Source organism: Psychroflexus planctonicus (assembly GCF_014640195.1).
GTDB lineage: Bacteria > Bacteroidota > Bacteroidia > Flavobacteriales > Flavobacteriaceae > Psychroflexus > Psychroflexus planctonicus.
Map to the genome: position 1 here is coordinate 77,606 of NZ_BMGM01000013.1, position 20,839 is coordinate 98,444.

Consider the following 20,839-nt stretch of genomic DNA (forward strand, 5'->3'; position numbering starts at 1 on the left):
TCTCCAACTCATTACATCATGAATTGGAGATTTTTTTATCAATTTAATTCTTGCTATTCTTCTTCTGAAACATCTACCACTAATCGCTCATCTCGGTTGGCTACTTCCCAAGCGATATGAAAAACCAATTGAGTTCTTTTTTGCAATAATTCGTAATTAATTTTATCTGCGGTATCGGTTGGTTTATGGTAATCTTCATGTAAACCGCTAAAGAAAAAGATTGATGGAATACCATTTTTGGCAAAGTTATAGTGATCGCTTCGGTAGTATAAACGCATCGGTTCATCTTCTGCATTATAAGTGAAGTCTAAGTCTAAGTTGGTAAAAAGTTCATTTTGTGTAACTGCAATTTCGTGCAATTCTGTACTTAAACGGTCTGCACCAATCAGGTAAATGTATTCTTGCTCGTCTTCAGGCTTAGTTGCGTAGTTGGTATCTACTCGACCAATCATGTCTATATTTAAGTTATTAATTGTATTTTCTAAAGGGTAAACAGGATTTTCTGCATAAAATTTTGAGCCTAATAAACCTTTTTCTTCTGCAGTTACATGTAAAATTAAAATGCTTCGTTTAGGGCCATTTCCTTCATTTTTAGCTAACTGAAAAGCTTCAGCAATTTCCATTAAAGCTACTGTTCCAGAGCCATCGTCGTCTGCACCGTTGTATATGTTTCCTTCATCGTCTATACCAACGTGATCGTAATGCGCGGTTAGAACTACAATTTCGTTTGGTTTTTCACTTCCTTCAATAAAAGCCAAAACATTTTCAGAATCGTTAAAACGATCATCAAAATAGCTACTTGGGATTTCTTGTAAGTACGAATTTGAATTTCCTGGCGAAATACCATTTTCTGTGTAGTAATTAACTAAATAGTCAGCTGCTTTTTTTTGTCCTTCTTCTCCTGTATCTCTTCCTTCGTATTCGTCAGAAGAAAATTCGTATAAATAATTCTGTAATTCTTCTGTACTTATACTCTCTGCGTATGCAAGGGGAGAAACTGGAGTTTCTTGTGCATCGCTTTGTGTCTTGGGCTGACTGCTACAAGCCATAAATAGGCTAATAGAAAAGATTAATAAACCTAGTTTTTTCATGAAAAATATTTTTGTTGTAAATGTTTGGACTAAAGTAATGGGTTTTTGTAAAAAGTAGAACAAGAATTAGTAAAAAATCTACCTAGTAAAAAACAAAAAATTAAACTCAGTAAATTTGTTTTGTAAATTAAAAAAGGGATGTATATTTGCAACCGCAAATGCCAATAGGTTTTGTCTGGAGAAATGGCAGAGTGGTCGAATGCGGCAGTCTTGAAAACTGTTGAGGGTCACACCTCCGGGGGTTCGAATCCCTCTTTCTCCGCTTTTTGGAGTTTCAAAAGAAACTTAATCGATCAAAAAACCCTTTAAAGTCAGTCTTTAAAGGGTTTTTCTTTTTTTCAATACTTTCAAAAGAAACATAAAATATCATAGTTTAGTTACCCTATGAGTTACCCTATTGCAATTTAGGTTCGATTCCAATAAATAGGGTAACTAAATCTAAAGTATTCGCTGCGAATTCGCTGATATCACTAGGATTCAAGATGTTTTTAAATCAATTTTGAGTTAATTTAAAAACAAAAAAATGCTACAAATTATCTATTTTATCAAGTCTGACAAGACCAAGAAAAATGGTGAGTGTCCTATTTATGCAAAAATTAAATACCAGCAGCAGCGCATCACCATGAGTACTAAGCAAAGTATAACGGCAAAACGCTGGAACTTCACTAATAAGCTAAGAAATCCATTGAAGCTCGAAAAAGAAAAAGTTATTAAAGCTTCTCTTGATGCTTTGGATCTAAATTTTGAGCGAAAAATAAATCAATTAATAAGAGCAAATGCAATAGTTGATTTACATGATATTAGAAAAGAAATCATCGGGAAACCAAAGAAGAAAAAGAAAGAAATAGGGCTCTTAGATGTTTTTGATATTCACAATAAATCATTTGAAAGAAAAGTAGATGCTGGTGAGCGTTCATCTGCATCTTTACAAAAATATAAAAGATGTAAGTCTCTTATTGAAGCGTTTATTAAGAAACAATACAGCAAAGATAACATATCTATAAACTCAGTAGACGGAACATTTATCTATAATCTTGAATCTTACCTAAAGTATGAAAGTGTTTACAAGGGTAAAGTTGGCATTAAAAATAATTCAGTTGTAAAATATTTTAAAAATTTTAAAACTGTTTGTAATTATGCTATGAAGTTAGACATCATCTCTAAAAATCCTTTTAGAAAATACGACGGAAAGCTAAAAGTTAAAGACGCTGTTTATCTCACCGCCGATGAACTTAACAGAATTGAAGAGAAAACATTTCGCATAGAAAGATTAGAAAGAGTTAAAAACATATTTCTGTTTAGTTGCTATACAGGCTACGCACCTGTTGACGCTCAAGCCTTAACCAAAAAGAACCTCATTAAGAATAATGAAGGCGACTTTTGGATTGTGACTGAAAGAAAAAAAACTGGGATAAGAGCCAACGTTCCTGTTCTTCCTATTACTTTAAGAATAATCAAAAAATATGATGGTTTACAAGAAGGATTAATCCCAAAGTTATCTAATCAAAAAATGAATGCATATCTAAAGGAAATAGCTGACCTCTGTCGCATTCACAAAAAGCTGACATGGTACACAGCGAGACATACATTTGCTACAACAGTTACGCTTGGTAATGGTATCAAAATTGAAAATTTATCAGCAATGATGGGACATTCCAACATTAAACAAACGCAACACTATGCTAAAGTTTTGGATTCTAGTGTAAATGATGATATGGACAAATTGAAAGCTATTTATAAATAAAAAAATGTTGGAATTTTAAGTAAATAATTCTACTTTTTTCGACCATTTGCAATTTCTGTTTAGTCTGTAGTATATTTGTGTTAAACTACTCAAATTATGAATTATAAGTATCAAGTAGACTTAAACCTAACTAAACTCTTAAAATTAAAAATTAAGTATAATGAAACTTATGAAACTTATATGCTTAATGATACTTGGGTGAATGAAATTGACGAATATTTCTATGAAGATAAGATAGGCAGTATTAAAAATTTGATCGCTAAACAATTAAAGTATGGACTTAAGCAAAAAGAATTTTTAGAAGACTTATCCCGTAGAATATATAATAAATACGATAGGCTAAAAAATTATGACCTTAACTCATTAAATTTTTTTGAAACATATCCTAATATCACCTTCACTAAGGATGATTCTGAGGAAAAGCCAGCTTCTAATGCATCGTTATTCGAAAACTATTCAAATGAAAATGAGCTCGCTTATGAAAAAAATCCAGTTCTGATTGGTTACCTTAATCACTTTTCAAATAAACTAAACGGATTAAAAACTAAGGAAGATTTTGAAAAAGGCTTGTTGTTGTATGCGTTAAACAACTACAAAAGTGCCCTATGGGATTTGCATGGATATATTTCTGAAATTTTGAATAATGTTGATTTTATAGATTTTAAAAACATAAACATTGAAGATCAAGTGAGATCTGCGGTCAAAAAGAATAAAAATCGTCTTGGTCACTTTAATCTTAGCAAAAAAGATGTGGCGCATTTTTTTAGAATCTTATTGGAAGAAGATTATTTAGTTTTTGATGAAACGAGCGATAACAAAAACGAACTCGAAATGAAAAAATTTGTTGAGGCTAATTTTACTTTTCGAAATCATAAAAAAGAAAGAATTAGGATTAAAACTTTTAATAGGGAGTATTCTGAAGTTATCTATAAATCAAGACCAGGTCCAAAACTACATAGAGATTTCATTGATAAATTAATTTTAAAACTTCAAATGAGAAAAAAAAATATCAAGGATTAATCTCGCTCCGAATTCGCTAATAACTTACTTTTTTTAGTTAATTAATTCCTTACTTAGTGGCATATAAATTAAAAAATATACATATGTCATTAGATAATAAAGAGGAATTAAGAATTCCAACAGTCAAAACGATTAAATATTTGCTTGATCCAATTGTAAAAAAATTAGATCATTTAGACTCTGTAATTACAAGCAATTCTACAACTTCTTCAGAGTCCAAATATTATAGAAATAGTGACTTGAAAAAGTTATTTGGATTTTCAAGCAATACCATAATTAAATATAGGGAAATAGGACTCTTACCCTACACTAAGATTGGAGAGATCTTTCTTTATGAAAAGAAAAAAATCAATTCTATCTTAAAAGAAAATTCGGTAAATCTTTAAAACATGAAAGATCCATTTACAAACGAAGAATTTGAGCCAAAACGTAAAAATCAACGATTTGCAAATTCTAAAAATAGAATAGATTATCATAACATGAAGGCAAATAAACTAAGAAGAGAAAAGGCTTCGGTAGATAAGCCATTGAACACCAACTTCAAGATTTTAAATGATATCATGAAAGGCAAAAAAAAAGCCGAATTTCACAAAGAATTTCTAAGAGGCAAGGGCTATGATTTTAAAATTTATACTGGTCTATGCGAAGTTGAAACTAATAGAGGCTATTGCATTTATAACTTTATATTAACCTATACAGAATCTTATGTCAAAATCATACGAAATAATTGATCCTAGCTTATATAATATGGTCAATGAGACATCAAACAAGGCATCACTGATTAATGAGAATAATGATTTAAGAAACTTAAACACCATAATTTTGCTTTCAGCTATTGTGATTGTAGGCTTTGGTGTTTTATACTATTATAATCGTGATACAGAAGATAGCCATTTACAGGAGAAATAGACAATTATTATGTAAGCTTATTGAAAGTCTGTGTATGTAAACAGTTTAATTATTGTAAAACCTATTAATTTTATGTGGCTTAAGCTTACTAGCTCTATGTCTTAAATTAAGATTATCAATTCTAAAGAAATGATTATTGATTGACTTAAAGTTATTTCTTAATCCAATAATTATTTTTAGAAATAATGTTTGTTTTTATAAATAACTTTCCAAAGATAAAATACACTAAAAAATTTTCAATTCTGGCTTTTTAGCGCACATCAATATTTAAAAACAATTAATGCATTCGGGGATTAAATTGATTTTTTAGCTTTTATCATGTTATCAAACTATTTTTATCAAAATGCAATCTTTTCTCACTTCTTGATTATATCCTATCGTATTTTAGACGTATTGGTAGAATAACACCTTAGTGATAGATTAAATTGTTGTTATTTCTTATTGTTGGATTAGGTACGTACAAACTGAGAAATACGTGTGTTGTAATTATAGGTTGACTCCAGCTTTTTTAAATATTCAGTTAAGGAATATTATGCACTATATTTTTGATAGTCCTGAATTTTATCTAAGAGCCTTTTGTTTAGGTATGTGTTTTTATTTTTAAGCTTTTCACTTAATAATTTAGATTCAGATAGGTAATTATTAATTTTTTGGATTGACCAATTTTGTGGTGGTTTTTGCAAATTTGTGATGCGATCTGCTAGTTTTACTATACCCACTTCTTTTTCTAATGCATTGATCCGATTTAAACTATCTATCATTTTTTCTTCTTTTGATGCGAAGTCTTCATTTTTAGTCAATGCATTTACACCAAGTGCTATTTTTTTTCCAAAAATTTCTTCAATTTCTGAAAAAGTGGTGTCGGTATCTTCTAAGGTATCATGGAGTAGGGCTAATTGAACAGCATAATTTAAATCGAAGTCATTATTCTGCTTATTGGCAATTATTACTTCCATGGTCACATTTGATATGTGCAATAAATAGTTTGCTTCTGTTCCTGGTACTTTTTGATGCTTGTGTTTTATACCAGCGAATTTTATCGCTTTTTGATATAATTCTTGAGTCATAGTAAAATTTTAAAGTTAAGCGTCTTTAATAGCAACACCTTGAATTTTATTTATTCTTTTTTCAATTTACCTTAATTGCTGAAGTACATCTTCTACTTCATTATTTTTTTGATGAAATAGAAACATACTTTTCAAAAGGTTTTTTTGTATTTTGATTTCTTGAAGCTTTTGTGATAGGATGTAATACTCTTTTTCGATTTCAAATAGGTTTACATCTTCAAAGCCATCGTATATTATTCTAACAGCGTGGTAACCCCCTATAATCTACATCTGCTACGTAACATTTAACTATTTCTGGCAAGTTGGATTCTTCCCATTCTGATTGATAATCATAGGCTGTAGCTCTAAACGTATGCTTATCATATTTAGATAGACTAAGGTATGTTTTGTTATTAGATTCAAAAAGCCCATTAAATGCAAAGCTTTCAAATTCTCCTTTTTTAAATTCTTTCATTATAGTTTTTCTTAGGTAATTTAGTTTGACTTTTATCTTCTATTTCTAGAGCTTCAATAACTTGATTGGTTATGTTTTTATTTAGTTGATTATTTTCTAACACATCCACAAATAGTAATTGACATGTGTGGGTTTGATTCTGCATTGGTAAGGCAAAATTACCTTCTACAGATTGCTGTAGCTTTGATTTAGGATACAGAAGAATACTTTTGTATGCTGACCAATGATGGTTGTACACGTACATTTGTTTTAAATCATCGTCACTCGGTCTGTTTTTTTGAAGAACTTTCCATTTTGTATCAATAACAAAGGTTTTGTTTGATGATTTTTCCACCATAACTATATCTGGTTTTATTTTCTGATTTTTATGCCAAAACAATTTTTTTTGTTGACTTAGAATTCTGTATTCTTTGGAGTGTATTTTCTTTAACAATCTAAACACATATTCTTCCCATAACATATTCATATCAAACATTAGTGCGAGTAAATCTCGATTGCCTGATTTGATGTCGGGTCTGTAGTTCAATAGAATTAGCTCCGCTATGCTAATGGCTTTTTCATAGGGTTTATGCTTTCTTGAATTGGCTATTTTGGTAAAGTGATTTTTATTTGTTTTTAATGAATTTACTTCTGGGAATAGCAATTGAATTCTACCAATTCTATCCTTTAGCAAAGGGCTTGATGAGATATGGTTAACTACTTTTAGGGCTACAAAAAGAATTTGATGCAATAAATGATTTTTGGTATATTCAGTATAATTTAAGTAGAAACGTTCTTTATGAACTATATTCTTACTCAGATGCTTAGAGAATTTTAAAGCTCCTTTTAAAGCTTTTTGTTGACCGCTATTGGGTTTGTATTTTTTAATTAAACCTTTGTGCAATAGGTTTTCTAATTCAAGAATGTACATTTCGAAGTACAAATCTAAAATGGAATTTGATTTTAATTTTAGGTGTGCATCTCCTGTTTGTTTTGCAGTTAGTAAGTGACAGGTTTTTAGCATGTCTATCAATACTTTTTGCCAGGTTTCTTCATTCCCTTCTTTACCTATTTTTGGAAGTACTTCAATGGTAGTTTTACCTATTTGGATGGCTCCTACATATTGTTTGAATCTTACTCCATACGGAATCAATTCAAAAAAAGGAGTGTCTGGATTTTTGGTATAATAAGCTTCAAAAGCTTTATGAAGGTCTTCTGTAAACAACGTATTTTGCCATTTCCCTTTATAGGCAATTTTCTGAAATTCAAAAAAACGTAAGGAATTGCTCATTATTTTTTAGTTTAACAAACGCATCAAGGCTTCTTCAAATTCTTCGTCGTTTAATTGATCTAAATCTATAAACATGAAATCTTTAGTGTCGCTGTAGTCGTCTTCTAAAGTATTTTCTATTTCTGCAAATGGGCTTTCTTCTTGGTCTTTAATTTGAATGAACCCTGTACCTAAAACCATACCAATTTTAATGTAGTCGTTAAAGAAGTATTCTTGTAATAAGGGTATGATATTAGATTTGAAAATATTTTTTAAAACTGCTACATAATCTGCACTAGTGGTATCTTTTAATTTAAGAAAATAGGAATGACCTATTTGATGGTCTTTATCAATTAGCAAGGTTATTCGGTTGTTTATTTTTGTTAAAACATCTGAGAGACGAATTGATTTCCAAGTAGCTTTATCTTCCAGAAGTTCATCTATTTTATTGGGTTTAGGATTAATTTCCTTAAAATTGAATCTTCTTCTTAACGCACTGTCTAACGCTTCTATAGAACGGTCTGCGGTGTTCATAGTGCCAATGATGTACACATTATCTGGTACACTAAACTCTTCTTTAGAGTAGGGTAAAATAACTTTTAACTCTTCACTTGCTCCAGCTCTTTTGTCTGGCTCTATAAGCGTAATTAATTCTCCAAAAATGGAAGACACATTCCCACGATTTATTTCATCAATAATAATGACATAAGGCTTTATGTTTTCTTCTATGTCTTCTTTATACAGCAGCGTATCATTTTCTTGCACAAAGAAGTCTTCTCGTATTTCATTGTGGTTAAGTTTGTAGATGCTACGTTGGCTAAATTTTTTGTAATACAAATCTTTTACGGGAATCACATTATCTATCATAACCCATTCTACTTTTCTAAAATGGTTGTAATCGATAGGAAAATCGTCATGATATTCATATTCTCCTACCACTTTTCCAATGGCTCTAACATAAGAATTTCCTTTGCTTACAATTACATAATCACCAACGGATAACCCATGAATAAATGCACTCAATTGACTTCCAGCAGAATCGTTGGGGTCGTTATCCTTACAGAGTTCTTTAATTTCTGATTCTGATTTGCCCACATAATCTATTGCACCACCAAAACCAATGGCTATGTATCCATTTTCTTTACAGAATTCAAAAATCTCTTTGTCTTGTGGATTGTTGGCTTCTCCTAAACTAATTTTATAGAAAAATGCATTTCTAAAATCACTGTGAGACCAATTGAATTTTCCTTCGGTTTTTACTTTGTTAGAACTTTTACTGCTCTGGGCTAAGTCGCAAATGCGTTTGAAGATTCCTGGTTCTACATCGTAATAAATGTTTTTCTCTTGTGTGGTTTTTGGTTTTATGCCTTCTACAAAATCTTCGTAAGTAAAGGATTGATGAAAGGTGCAAAAGGCAATTTGGCCTTTGGTATTCTCCCAATCGGTAATGATAGACTCTCTATATCTTTTTACTAAAGCATCTCTGTCATTTTTATTTGCTTCATAAAAAGCTTGGTCTATAATTTTTACGGCTTCAGCAATGGTTGAATAGGTTTTTCCAGTACCCGGTGGGCCAAAAAACAACTGATTAAGTGGTGTTTGCATAGTGTTTGTATTATTAGGTGAAACTTCTGAATTCTGAAAATGATCATTCCAATGCCATGCTTCGTAGGATAATTGGTAAAATGGCTTGTTTGATTTTGCTTTAAGTTGCTCTAAAATGGCTTTGTATTCTGTGTAGTTTTTGAATTTTGGATCAATGCTAAACTTATGTTCTAAAAAAGGGCGAGTAGGACCATTCACAGGAAAGTACTCTTCTGGCATGATGTAAAACAGACCTTCTGTTATTTTCGTTAGCCCTACATTTTTAATTTGTAGAACCTCAGCAAATAATTCATTGGTAATGGAATGATCTAATGCGCTAAAAAAGAACTCCCATAATTTTTCAACTTCGTTGTTTTGGCGAATGTCTTTATAAGGGAAAAACCATACTTTCTGTGCATTAGCCGATGGAATTCCTTTTTCATCTGTAGGGTAATGAGCGCTTAACTTTTCAGCTAATTTTTGCAGTAGCTTTAATCGTTTTACACCCCCATATTTGTAGATGTAAGCAAAAAAAGTAAAGGGGTCTATTTCCTGCAACGGTATTTGTTTCCCGCCCACATCTTGGTCGTTAAATGGATCAATACCTATTGATTGTAATAGGTCGATTAAGCCGAGTTGGTTCTCTTTTTGTGTTTTTAAAAACTGTACTATGTCTTTATGGGTTTGTACCCAGGTATATTGATTTTGATTTGCCATAACTAGGATGCTGTTGTATTCTTTTTGGGTTGCACGAAAGTTTGAACCTTGGTTTCCTGCTTTAAATGCCGTAAAATCAGGATGTTTTTTTATGCTTTCCCATAACACAGGGCTGTTGATTAGGTTATGGGTTACTTGTATGCCTGCTTTTAGCTGGTTTTTGTTTTCTACCTTCCAATGTACATCATCTTTGCTATCTTGATTTACGGATGGTTCTGATGTTACTTCAGCCAATGCATAACAACCTGCATTTTTACCAGATAACCAGATGATGACTTTATTACCAATTTTAATGTTATTCTTATGGGCAGAGACTGTAAAGTTATTTAAAGAGTTTTCTGATAATGCAGTTTCAAAATCAAATATTTCGGGATTGCCTTGAAAAATCCAGTAGTTGGTGTTTTGTTTTTCTTCTTTTCCTTTGTTTATAACTTCAAATCCAAGTGCTCTGATGTAACTATTAGTTGGTTCACCACCGCTTTTTTTCCATACGTATTCGCCAGTTGCAAATTGATGTGCTAATCGCATTACTTCTTTTGGCGGGTAGGTGTTCCCTTCAAAAATTATATCATATTTTGTTGAAGCTTTGACATTTTGGTTTCCGTCCTTAATACTTTTTATGGCTTTAAGAATGTGTTCTCTTTTGATTTTATCGGGTTGAAATACCATGCTGTGTTTATTTTCTTATCGTATTAAGTTTTTGCTTTATTTTAATGGCTTTTCTTTTTGTATCGAGATTTGAACCTTTCGCATTTTTATACCAGGCTAATGAAGGTGCTTTGTCTTTAGGCAATATGTAATAAGTTTTAAAAGCATTGCAGGCTGTAGAGCGTTTCTTGTTGAAATAGGTGCTCACTACATTGGCAAATAATTCGCTTAAAGAGTTAGCTTCAATAGCCTGAAAAGGAAAACCCAAATCACCTTCTAATAATTCTGTGCATTTACATACACAATCGCACAAAGACCATGAGTTACTTTTAAATTTATTTTTAATATATAAATCTTCCTGTATAATGGCTTCAAAAAGATATTCACTTGCAGTATCTTCCTGGCTTCTCTTCCCTAGACCAATTCTGAATATAAGTTTTGTACCATTTGGTGCTAAAGGTGCTAGCTCAAATTTCTTGTATTTATTTTGAAGAAACTCTAATTTTTCTTCACTATTGAGTGGTTCATAATCATCTTTTACATAATCATCCAAAAGAAAACTATCATCATCACCTTGGAGATAGTAGGTTTCAAAAGGTTTTAGATGAAGACGCTTGCCTGTTTTTTTATCTATTATTAAGCCATTTTTAAATGTAATTTCGTAATTTTTCATCTGTTCATGTTATTGCTTTCAATGGATAGCAGTAATACACTAAATCATTTCATTCTAAGTAGGATAATCTTACTTGTGTGTTTCTTTTATTAGGTTCTTTATTGCCAAGTATTGCATTTATCAAATTATTAAGTCTTAACTTTTAAACATCATTGAGCCCTTTGTGAGTCCTTTATAAAAACCATAATATACTTATAAACATAGTAATTACAGCTTTCCGTATGTTTACTTTGGCATATTTGAGCCCTTTGTGCGTCCATTAATCTATTTATTTAAGTCAAACAAAAATTTGTACGACATTTAGGATTTGATTACTTAATAAATGTCTTTTTCTATTTTCTTTTACACTTCAGTAATTTACCATTGTTAGTTTTGTAAACGAATATTTTTTAAAAAATTTTGGTTCATTTTTGGTTCATTTGGTTCAATTAGAACTCATTTAAGGTTTTTATGGTTCAATACATAATGAATATCTCTTTTACCACTACCTTTAACTTTAATCAGCCCTTTATCTACTAAATTTGATAAATCTCTAGTTGAGGTAGATTTTGATATCGCATTCAACTCTTGATAATCGCTGTTTGTAATTTTCCCCTTTTCTTTTGTGTAAAGCATTGCTTTAACCTGCCTTTTATTTAAACCCAAACTCATCAAATTTTCTTCATTGTAAATATCCTTTCTAAACTCAACCAAAAAGTCAGAAGCTTCAAAGAAATAGGTGGGTGCGGGAATTCCAGCTTCCAAACAGTAATTCATCATTTTCTCAATGCCTCTTCCCCAAGATTCAATATAACCGCTCCTGAATAGGGTGTTAGCAATATCTGGGTTATAAGGCTTTGAAGCGTGTTTCTTTAATAAATTATTTACCGTCCAATTTTCGGGTAATTGCCCATCGTTCCAAATCAGTATTCGGTCTTTGTACACCTTGATTTGTATAGGCGCGCCCCCCGAATAATCTTTATGAGCTATTGCATTAAGTAAAGCTTCTCTTATGGCTTCTTTAGGATATTCGTAAGTTTCTACTCGTGAAATGCCTTCATAGGTAATTATGGCTTTGATGTATTTGGTAAAAAGCAAATCCATGGTTTGTTCTATCTGCTCAAACACATTGCCGTGAGCTTCATCTTGATACATCAAATCTGCTTCGTTTTCAAAAAAACCGATTTTAATAAAAGCGCCTGTCACATACTTTTCTGGTTTCGGGTGAAAAAGCAAAACGGCAGCACGTTTCATCATTTTTTCATCTTCCAGATACAGTTGCAAACTTTCTAACAATTCTTGGTTGGTACCTTCTAAATCTTCAGGTTCTAATCGTTTGCTTTTAGCGGCTTTTTTGCGGAAAAAATCAAAGCTGCTATTTTTAAGGTCTTCTGCGGTAAGATAAGGCACCGGTACGCCATCCCATTTTTTACCTTGGCGCTGCAACAAAAATTTTGCTAAAGCAGCTCCCTTCAATTCTTGTAGTGTGCTCCCGGAGCGGTAATAGTATTTGCCTCTCAAACTTATTGGGAAAGGATAGGGTTCTACCACAATTTCTAAATAATCCTTTCCATCTTCCGTATGTAGATTCACATCTACCATCAAGCCTAAAAGGTCTCTTACCTGATTAGGAATATCTTCCAAAAGTTTCTTGGCTTTTGCCACGTGCTTTATATAGCCATCATCATCTTTGCCAATACACAAGGTACCGCCTTGCGCATTAGCAAAACCACATATCCACTTCAAATATGAATTATGCCAGGTTTCTTTCCACTCTATGTTTTGGGCTTCTTTGGTCATTTAGTTTAAGTTGCTTTTGCTTATAAGCTTAAATCTCTAGGGCATTATACGCTTCTTTGCTTAAACGCTCCGCCAACTCAGGCTCTACAATTAAGGCTTCTTCATAGGTTAGGTCGTAAAGTTTGTAAAAAATATCATCAATTTTATTCAAATATTCTTCACTTACACTGTCAATACATGTATTTAAAACTAAATTCACTTCATTAATTACCTTATCATGATTAATACAGTCCGGTACAAATAAATTTTGAAACATAACTTTATTAAAATTTATTCCCGTATTGTAACTAGAGCCACTATACTTTTCTTTTATGTAAAAAAGTGCGACTTTACTGTTTAATAAGCCTAATGCAAATTCAATTTTAGATTCAGATTCATTTTTGCATGAAGTTACAATTGTACTTTTTCCTGGTATGATATTACCTTCTTTATCATAACTTGTATCTAAAAGTGTCAACCCTTTTGTAATTAACTTAGTTTTTCCTGTTTTGTCTAAATATGAATTTTTAAAAATTTTATTGAAATCATCTTTTAATACAACGGGGTATAAATATTTATCTTTAAGATATTTCATTTCTTTAACTCCCCATTTATATAGATATTTATCACATGTACCTGTATTAATTACCTTATAATGTTTTGTTGAATCAAAATCAGATTCTAAATCTAAATCAAATAAAATCTCTTTCAATAAATAAGCATCCGATGTTGCACAAGCACTTTCGATTTCAAAAAAATCAGACATCTTAAAGTTTGGTCTCTCAAGCTTGTAAATGATATTTAGTTGATTTGAAAACAACCAGTCCAATGCATAAGGTTTACTTATTTTATCTTTTGAAAAAGTGTTTTTGATAACAAATTTTTTATTTTCATATCCTTTAAGTACCAAATATTGTGTTGATAATTTTGAAACATGTGTTATTATGCTGTCAACTTTTGCTGTTTTAAAAACTTTTCTACCTGACTCTAAAACACTTAAAAAATTATTCAACAAATTTTGTCTTAAAGAGCTACCGAAAGTTCTTGAGAGCCATTTATCAGGAGTTATATATATTAAATTACCATTTCTGTTAAGCATATTAAAAGCAATATCAAAAAAAGCAATGTAGATATCCCAATTACCCTTGCAAGATTCAAGTTTTTCAGTTAAAAAAGATCTATCAGATTCCATTCCTGAATTAATCATTGATTCAGAATCAATATACGGCGGATTTCCTATCACAATATCAAAACCTGGTTCAGCGTTAATTTCAGGATTCATAACTTCTGGAAAGTCTAGTTTCCAATCAAAAAAGTCTAAGTCGTTTTCTGTTTTTTTAAGCCGAGTGAGTTTGTTAATTTGGTTTTTCCAAGCTTTGGTTTGTAACCATTTTTCGGTGCGTTGTTTTTGTTTTTTATCTCTTGGGTTGGGTGGGGTTTCTAAGCCGTCGGTTTTTATCATCAATTCCAATTGGTTGCTAATCAGGTCTATTTTTAAGTTTCGTATTTCTAGGCTGAGTTGCTCTTCTTGGCTATTGGGTTTAAAAACTTCTTTTTGTTTAGCGGTAATTTGGTTGAGAATTTCTTTGCGTCTTTCTAGGTGTTCGTTACCAAATATATTGGTTTGTGACGTGTTTTCGGTTAGCTCCCAATCAATGTCTATAATGGTATCGTCTAGTTTGCTTACCAGTGAGTTGCCCACTACAATTTTATAATCTAAGTGGGGCAAGGGTTTGGGTTCGTCTTCTTCAATAATCAAGGAAAGCCAAAAACGCAATCGTGCTATATCTACAGCACCCGGCTCTATATCTACTCCATAAATGGAGTTTTGAATGATGTTTAGCTTTACGGTATTGGCTTCAAAGGTTTTGCCTTTCATCTTCCAAATGTCGCCAACGGTGTCGGGGCTTTCGTGGTGAAGCTCCTTGATCAACATAAAAATTTCGTTGAGTAAACCCATAGGGAAAGCTCCGGAGCCAATGGCAGGGTCGCAAATTTTTACATCTCGTAAAGCGGTGGCCATGGCCACATCGTAACGCGACATTTTAGCCGTCTCTTTTTTTTCTACAAAAGCGCTAAGTTGGTTGTGGAGTTCTTCTGCTTGTTGGGTATCTTCCGGCCATTGTTTGGCTTTCTCTAAATAGGTTTTTAGGTACTCTTTTAAGGATTCTTGGCACATGTAGCGTACAATTTCCTTTGGGGTATAAAACGCGCCTTTGTCTTTGTTATCTTCTAGTAGGTTTTCAAAAATATGGCCCAGCATTTCAGGGTCAATTCCTACTTCTTTGTCGTTAACATCGTTTTCATCGATGGTAAAATTATAACGTTCAAAAAAATCGAATAAACTATTGAGCTCTTGTTCATCAAAATCAACTCGGTTGTCTTTTGGGTTTTCATTTTCAAATAAGCCACCGCTTAAGTAAGGTATTTTGTAGCCACGTTGCTGGAATTCGTCATTTTTTCTGTTGCCAACATTTAAAGCTTCATAAAAGAGTGGATTTAAAAACTGGCTTACAAACAAGCTTTTGGTTTCACAATTTTTGTATTGATTTTCTAGGAAATTAAAGTCGCCATTTTTCCAGCCTTTTTCTTCCACAGGAACGCCTAACCAGCCTTTTTTCTGAATAAACTTAAGGAACACCAATCGCCCCATGAATTTTTTTACGTAATTTCTAGCGGCGCTTTCTTCTTTTTCAAATACGGCTTGATAGTAGGTAGGTTTACTTTTGATATAAGCCACGAGTTTGTCAAATTCCTTGACATAGTCGTTAAAAAAGCTTTTGCTGAGTTTTTCTACGTTAAAGGCATCTTCAACTGCTTTTAAGTTTTTCTCTTCAATTTTACTGAGTTGGTCAAAGCGTTCTGCAGCCGTTCTACAGCTTTCATTTTTACCCAAAATATAGGTAAAGCGTTTGGTGTCGGTGTCTTTATCAATAAAGCCTTCGTCTTCATCAAATTCTGTGTCGCGTGCAGTGAAGGTAAACCTATAGTCTTCTTTACCTTGTTCAAAAACCGATAAAATACCATGGAAGCTATCCTGATCGATGTACTTTTTCACCACTTCGTTTAGACCTACTCGGTTGCGAATTAAGTTAACGTTATCGTTCAATGTTAGCTCAAATAGCGCCAGGTTTTTATTATCAGATAATTGAACGGTACCGTATTGTTTTAGTTCTTTTATACGGTCGTCATCATTAGGTACAATTTGGGGAACGCTTAAAAATTGAACATGATCAAAGACATGCGAAAGTAATTCTTTCCAGTTATCTGTTTTATACGGCTGTTGAAGTAGCTTTTTCAGTTCTTTAATTTCCATAGGATTTTATTTTTTATAGTCGAAGGATTGGGAGATAATGATTTCCGGCTTATAATGGTCAAATGATTTGACACTTATGGCGGGATTATTTTCTTGCATCAGGCTGGCTAATGGATAATTATCAATAATTCTTAAAAGTGCATCTACCAACTCCACCGGTTTTAATTTCACTTTGTTGGTGTCGCGTTTAAGTTTGTTGACTTCCCGTTGAAGTTTTTGGAATTTTCCCATTTTAATGGCCGTTTTGGCAGCTTTTATTTTTTCTTTTTCGGCATCAGTAACAAAAGGGATGACCATAAATTTATCAAGGTAAGCCAAGGCTCTTTTTTCGTTGGGACCTTGCGTTGTGTCAACTACTTGAGCGGCGGTAATGTCTTTCATGATTTGCTCTTCAAAATCTTTGTGGGCCAACTGCACGTGTTCATGATGGAATTCTGGCAAATTGATTGCTTTTTCGGGTGGGTCGGTTTTAAATTCGTGAGCAGTTTCTACAAAGGATAATTCTTCAATCTTTAGGTCTGGTTTTACCCAATAAAAAGCATCTCTTCTGTGGTTTCGCATAAAACAAATACTGGTATGGCTTAGTATTTTTCTGTTCCTGCCTACACGTGCTCTTATCGGCATATTTTTGATGCGCCTAAACTCTTCCGGGCTTTCTGCTTTAAACTTTCTAAGTTCCATTAAAAAAGCGAGTTTTTCATCTTTTTGCTCATCGACATCTTGATCAAACAAACCAAAGGTTTGAGTTTCTTCATCTGGTGAATAGATTTCGCTGTCTTCGCCCAAAGCCGAGTGAAAAGCCTGAAGCTTCATGATGGCTCTTTTTTCCAATTCAATATCATCATTCACCTTTAGGGTAGGATAAAAATTGTAGATATAAATATGCGATGCTACCGAACCAATCCTATTTACTCTACCAATGCGTTGCATTAATCGAGTTGAGTTCCACGGCGTATCGTAGTTGACAATCACATTAGAGCGGTGAAGGTTGATGCCTTCAGCCAGTACTTCGGTTGCAATAATAATGTTGTACTTGCTTTTGTATTCGTTTCTAGGGATGTTGGCATCAAAATTTTCTTTAACAATGCCTTCCACCTTGTCTCTGTTTTTACTAGTTACTTCTAGTACATCCTTAATTCCCGCTTCGTCTAATTTTGCTTTGATATAATCTGTAGTGTCTTTGGCTTCAGAGAAAACCACTAATTTCTTGCTGTGATTGATTTTTTTATCGAATAATTCCTTTTGTAAGCGATACAAAAACTCATCAAATTTAGGGTCTTGTTCTACTTTTTGCCATTGTTGATTTAGCGATTTTAAAATGGCAAAATCTGCTTTTAAACCTTCTAAGTATTCATCTTCAAAATCATCAGGTTCACAAATGGTGATGCTTGGGTCGGTTAGCTTAAGGTTGGATATTTTTTCGATGAGTTCATCTTCTCTATCATCCATGAGCAATTCGTTTACATTGATGTTTGGAGCAATGTAAATCCGTTCATTTTCAAACATTTTCAACATGACTTCGGTAGCATCTGTAAAGCGTTGTAATGACTTTTTAAAAGCATAAAAGCTACTGTCTATTCGTTTTACCAAAAGCGTTCGCATCAACTTTTTTAAGGCTGAAGAAGCCACATCTGCGTTTTTATATTTGCTTCGTTTCGGTTGTTTTAGGTATTTAATAGCTTGGTATCGGTAGTACTGAATGCCTTCTGTTTTATGACTTAGTAAGTGCATGGTTTGGTCGTACAATTCATCTAACTGCTCGTCGAGCTTATAGAATATTTTTCTCGGTTTTTCGATGTCAGGAAAAACGATGTCTTGTTGCTTTAAATCTTCGGCGTACATGTCATGTACTTTTAAGTCGGTACGTGTACGCCTAATGGTAAGTGGTTTAATGACTTTTTCTCTAATATCTGCGTAGATTTCTTTTACTTTTTCTTGTACGAGTTTAATGTCAGTTTCCTTTTTCAGCTTATCGTACACATCGATGCGTTTTCTGAAGAAGTGCTGTAGGTTAGAAACTTCTAGGGTACTGTCTTTTGAATCTTGAAAAAGATAAATTTGGTTGGCGATATCCGCAGGTCGATTGTTTAGTGGCGTAGCCGAAATCAGCATTACTTTTTTACGGGCATAACCGCCATTGGTTAGCCTTCTGTTTGTGGATGTTTTACAGATTTTTTGAAGCTCGTTATAAGCTTCTGCACTGTCGTTTCTAAATTTATGTGCTTCATCTACAATAATTAAATCGTATTTTTTGGCATTGGTGAGTTTGTGTAAACTACCGTTGGTAATGATTTTGTAATTCTGTAAACCGAATTTATCTAAGGTTTCTACCCAGTTCGGTTTTAAAGCTGGTGGTACTATTACAAGTATATTTGAAATATGACTTGGAAAATCGTTAGCATAAAAGAACTTTTTAGCAATAAGCGTACCTACTACTGTCTTTCCTAAACCAACCACATCGCTCAAGAAGAAACCGTTGTGGTCTTGTAAAAGTTGAAAACCTTGATTAACCGCATCTACTTGATAAGATAAACGCTTGAAGCCATCCGGTAAATCAGTAATAGAATTCGGGTCGAATTCAACGCTTTTACCAAAATACTCAATTAGAAACTTCATGTAGATTTCGAAAGGAGTAAATTCATCATTTAGATAAGTTTCTTTTTTGATGCGTTGAATTTCGACTGGTAAAATACTGATTCCTTCCATCCAAAGCCTTTCAAACTCTTCACTAGCAAACTTTACGTCTTCATAATCTTGTAGTTTAACATTAAACTCGTAGTTGAAGTCAGCTTCATTACCACTACCTAAACCAGCATCAGTCAGGTTCGATGAACCTGTAATAACCGAACCCGTTTTGTGCTCGCTCCAATTTTCTGGTTTGAATATATATATTTTGGCGTGCAACTTTTTTGAAGGGTGTGCCTTTACTTCAATTTTCTTGGTACAGATGTCTTCGATAAATTGAAGAATACCATTTTCAATGTCAGCTGAATATTGAGATTGCTGAATGTCCTTTTTAGTTTCAGCGAGAAACTCTTTTAAGGTTTGGTTAGCGTCCCCTTGAAATAGCAAACCTTTGGATTGATATTTAGCTAAAATTTGATCAACATTAATTCCGACTAAGATTCTAATATTTGGTACATCGTTTAAAAGTGGTCTAATTTTGAAGTAACCTGATGCTCTAAAGTAGCCCACCAAAGCATCGAAGTACTCAATATCTTTGTTGTTATCAAATACGCCTTTAAACTTATTAAATAGTGTATTTTTATCTTGGTTGGTGAAAAATTTTGTGGACATGTATGGTGTTGGTTGTTTTAAATAAAGATATAATTATGTGATTGGAATTATGCTCATTAAAGGACAAATTGTGTTATGATCTGACTGTTCATAAAATTTAATTTGTTTGTTGGACTAGTTTTGTTTATAAATGTATGAAATTAATGCAAAATGGGGAAATTTAATTTGGGGTGTTAGTTTTTGGCTATTAGTATTTAGCTGTTGGCTGTTTGAACTTCCCTAAATAGCATTGACCGTTTTGGTTAATATACTAATTTACTTTTTTCATAATTCTATCGGACAATTATGAGCCTGAGGCTCTTCTTTTGGGTTAAAGTCATGGTGGCTCAATGCCACCTTGACTTTATAATTACCATCGGCATAAATAATCACCTTCGGTCTTTTTTGGGTATTCAAACTTAAAAAATAATTTTTAAACTCTTTTGGTGTTTTTCCTTTTAGACTATCATGCTGTCTTTTGGTATTGTAGTGTTCTACTGCTTTCTTTGTTTTAGCTTCTAAAGTTTTAAGGTTATTGATATGCCATAGCTTTAAATACTCGTTTTTTATAGTGCCATTCACTCGCTCTGCAAAGGCATTATCTTGAGCTATTAATCCCATACTTAGTTTTATACCAGCATTTTTAAGCATTTTTTTGTAAGCATCACTTCCATATTGAGAACCACGGTCTGAGTGATGAATCATGTTCCTTCTATCAGAAGGGTTTATCTGTTTTAAAGCCATCTTCAAAGCTTTTATGTTACTCTCTTTACGCATGTTATTGCTTACATTATAGCCTATTATCTCTCTAGTGTAGACATCTATTATGAAAACTAAATAATAAAATTCATCTTCAATATCAAAATAAGTAATGTCACTTTGAAGTACTTGACTGGGTCTTGTAACCATCATTCCTTCAATTAAATTTGGATACTTTAAATGTGTTGGTGTAGTTGTTCTCCTGTAGTTTTTAATAGTTCGTATACGATAACCTAAGTCCATAAAAATCTCGCAAAACTTGTCTCTACCCATATATTTAGGTTTGAGTGTTTTGTACATTTTCTCTACCCCACAACCTGGGTGATCTTTTCGCATTATATCTGCTTGACTAATTGATTCCATAAGTTCGGTGTCAAAATTTAGTTGTCTTTGTCTTGCTTGAAAAACAGCTTGCTTACTAATATTCAAACAACGATAAAGCGCATTGAGACTATAATTTAGTTCTTCTTTGTGGTCTTGGAACCACCAGAGTGTGGGGTGTTTGAGTTTTTTTTGATGTCGATATCATATTCCTGTTTAGCTAACTCTATCATCTTTTCTAGATAGTCAATAT

General features: G+C 32.7%; 13 protein-coding genes, 1 tRNA gene and 1 pseudogene. 5 read left to right on the top strand and 10 right to left on the bottom strand.

Features of this window, described 5'->3' with window-relative positions; all coding sequences use genetic code 11:
* Positions 1-53: 53 nt before the first annotated feature.
* Positions 54-1,091 carry a M28 family metallopeptidase gene (locus tag IEV72_RS12930; protein WP_188459542.1) on the bottom strand — a complete coding sequence of 346 codons (1,038 nt, stop codon included), beginning with the start codon at positions 1,089-1,091 and terminating at the stop codon, positions 54-56.
* A 177-nt stretch (positions 1,092-1,268) separates the two neighbouring features.
* On the opposite strand from IEV72_RS12930, the gene IEV72_RS12935 reads away from it, so the two are divergent.
* The 5 genes from IEV72_RS12935 (at position 1,269) to IEV72_RS12955 (ending at position 4,586) form a co-directional block, all read left to right on the top strand.
* Positions 1,269-1,353: transfer RNA gene (locus IEV72_RS12935), tRNA-Ser, on the top strand.
* Between the two features lie 261 nt (positions 1,354-1,614).
* Positions 1,615-2,835: a site-specific integrase gene (locus IEV72_RS12940; RefSeq protein WP_188459543.1), complete on the top strand. Its 1,221-nt coding sequence runs from the start codon at positions 1,615-1,617 to the stop codon at positions 2,833-2,835.
* A gap of 96 nt (positions 2,836-2,931) precedes the next feature.
* Positions 2,932-3,855 carry a hypothetical protein gene (locus IEV72_RS12945; RefSeq protein WP_188459544.1) on the top strand — a complete coding sequence of 308 codons (924 nt, stop codon included), beginning with the start codon at positions 2,932-2,934 and terminating at the stop codon, positions 3,853-3,855.
* Between the two features lie 83 nt (positions 3,856-3,938).
* Positions 3,939-4,241, top strand: a complete 303-nt coding sequence (locus tag IEV72_RS12950; protein ID WP_188459545.1) for a helix-turn-helix domain-containing protein — start codon at positions 3,939-3,941, stop codon at positions 4,239-4,241.
* Between the two features lie 3 nt (positions 4,242-4,244).
* Complete coding sequence (locus tag IEV72_RS12955; RefSeq protein ID WP_188459546.1) at positions 4,245-4,586, top strand: hypothetical protein; 342 nt, start codon at positions 4,245-4,247, stop codon at positions 4,584-4,586.
* Positions 4,587-5,294: 708 nt separating this feature from the next.
* Here IEV72_RS12955 and IEV72_RS12960 read toward each other — a convergent pair.
* The 9 genes and pseudogenes from IEV72_RS12960 to IEV72_RS13000 all read right to left on the bottom strand — a co-directional run.
* Entirely contained in the window at positions 5,295-5,831 is a 537-nt protein-coding gene (locus tag IEV72_RS12960) for an HD domain-containing protein (RefSeq protein WP_188459547.1), read from the bottom strand.
* 238 nt (positions 5,832-6,069) lie between these two features.
* Positions 6,070-6,285, bottom strand: coding sequence for a hypothetical protein (locus tag IEV72_RS12965; protein WP_188459548.1), 216 nt, complete (start codon positions 6,283-6,285; stop codon positions 6,070-6,072).
* On the bottom strand, positions 6,272-7,555 hold the full coding sequence (locus IEV72_RS12970) for an McrC family protein (protein ID WP_188459549.1): 1,284 nt from the start codon (positions 7,553-7,555) through the stop codon (positions 6,272-6,274). The genes IEV72_RS12965 and IEV72_RS12970 overlap by 14 nt, the downstream gene beginning before the upstream one ends.
* A gap of 6 nt (positions 7,556-7,561) precedes the next feature.
* Positions 7,562-10,504 (bottom strand): DUF8426 domain-containing protein, encoded by a 2,943-nt coding sequence (locus tag IEV72_RS12975; protein WP_188459550.1) that lies wholly within the window; start codon positions 10,502-10,504, stop codon positions 7,562-7,564.
* A gap of 7 nt (positions 10,505-10,511) precedes the next feature.
* Positions 10,512-11,156: a hypothetical protein gene (locus IEV72_RS12980; protein ID WP_188459551.1), complete on the bottom strand. Its 645-nt coding sequence runs from the start codon at positions 11,154-11,156 to the stop codon at positions 10,512-10,514.
* A 435-nt stretch (positions 11,157-11,591) separates the two neighbouring features.
* Positions 11,592-12,935: an ATP-binding protein gene (locus tag IEV72_RS12985; protein WP_188459552.1), complete on the bottom strand. Its 1,344-nt coding sequence runs from the start codon at positions 12,933-12,935 to the stop codon at positions 11,592-11,594.
* A 28-nt stretch (positions 12,936-12,963) separates the two neighbouring features.
* Positions 12,964-16,230 carry an Eco57I restriction-modification methylase domain-containing protein gene (locus IEV72_RS12990; protein WP_188459553.1) on the bottom strand — a complete coding sequence of 1,089 codons (3,267 nt, stop codon included), beginning with the start codon at positions 16,228-16,230 and terminating at the stop codon, positions 12,964-12,966.
* 6 nt (positions 16,231-16,236) lie between these two features.
* Positions 16,237-19,527 (bottom strand): helicase-related protein, encoded by a 3,291-nt coding sequence (locus tag IEV72_RS12995; RefSeq protein WP_188459554.1) that lies wholly within the window; start codon positions 19,525-19,527, stop codon positions 16,237-16,239.
* Positions 19,528-19,791: 264 nt separating this feature from the next.
* Positions 19,792-20,730, bottom strand: a pseudogene (locus tag IEV72_RS13000) (IS3 family transposase); the annotation flags it as partial.
* Between the last annotated feature and the right edge of the window lie 109 nt (positions 20,731-20,839).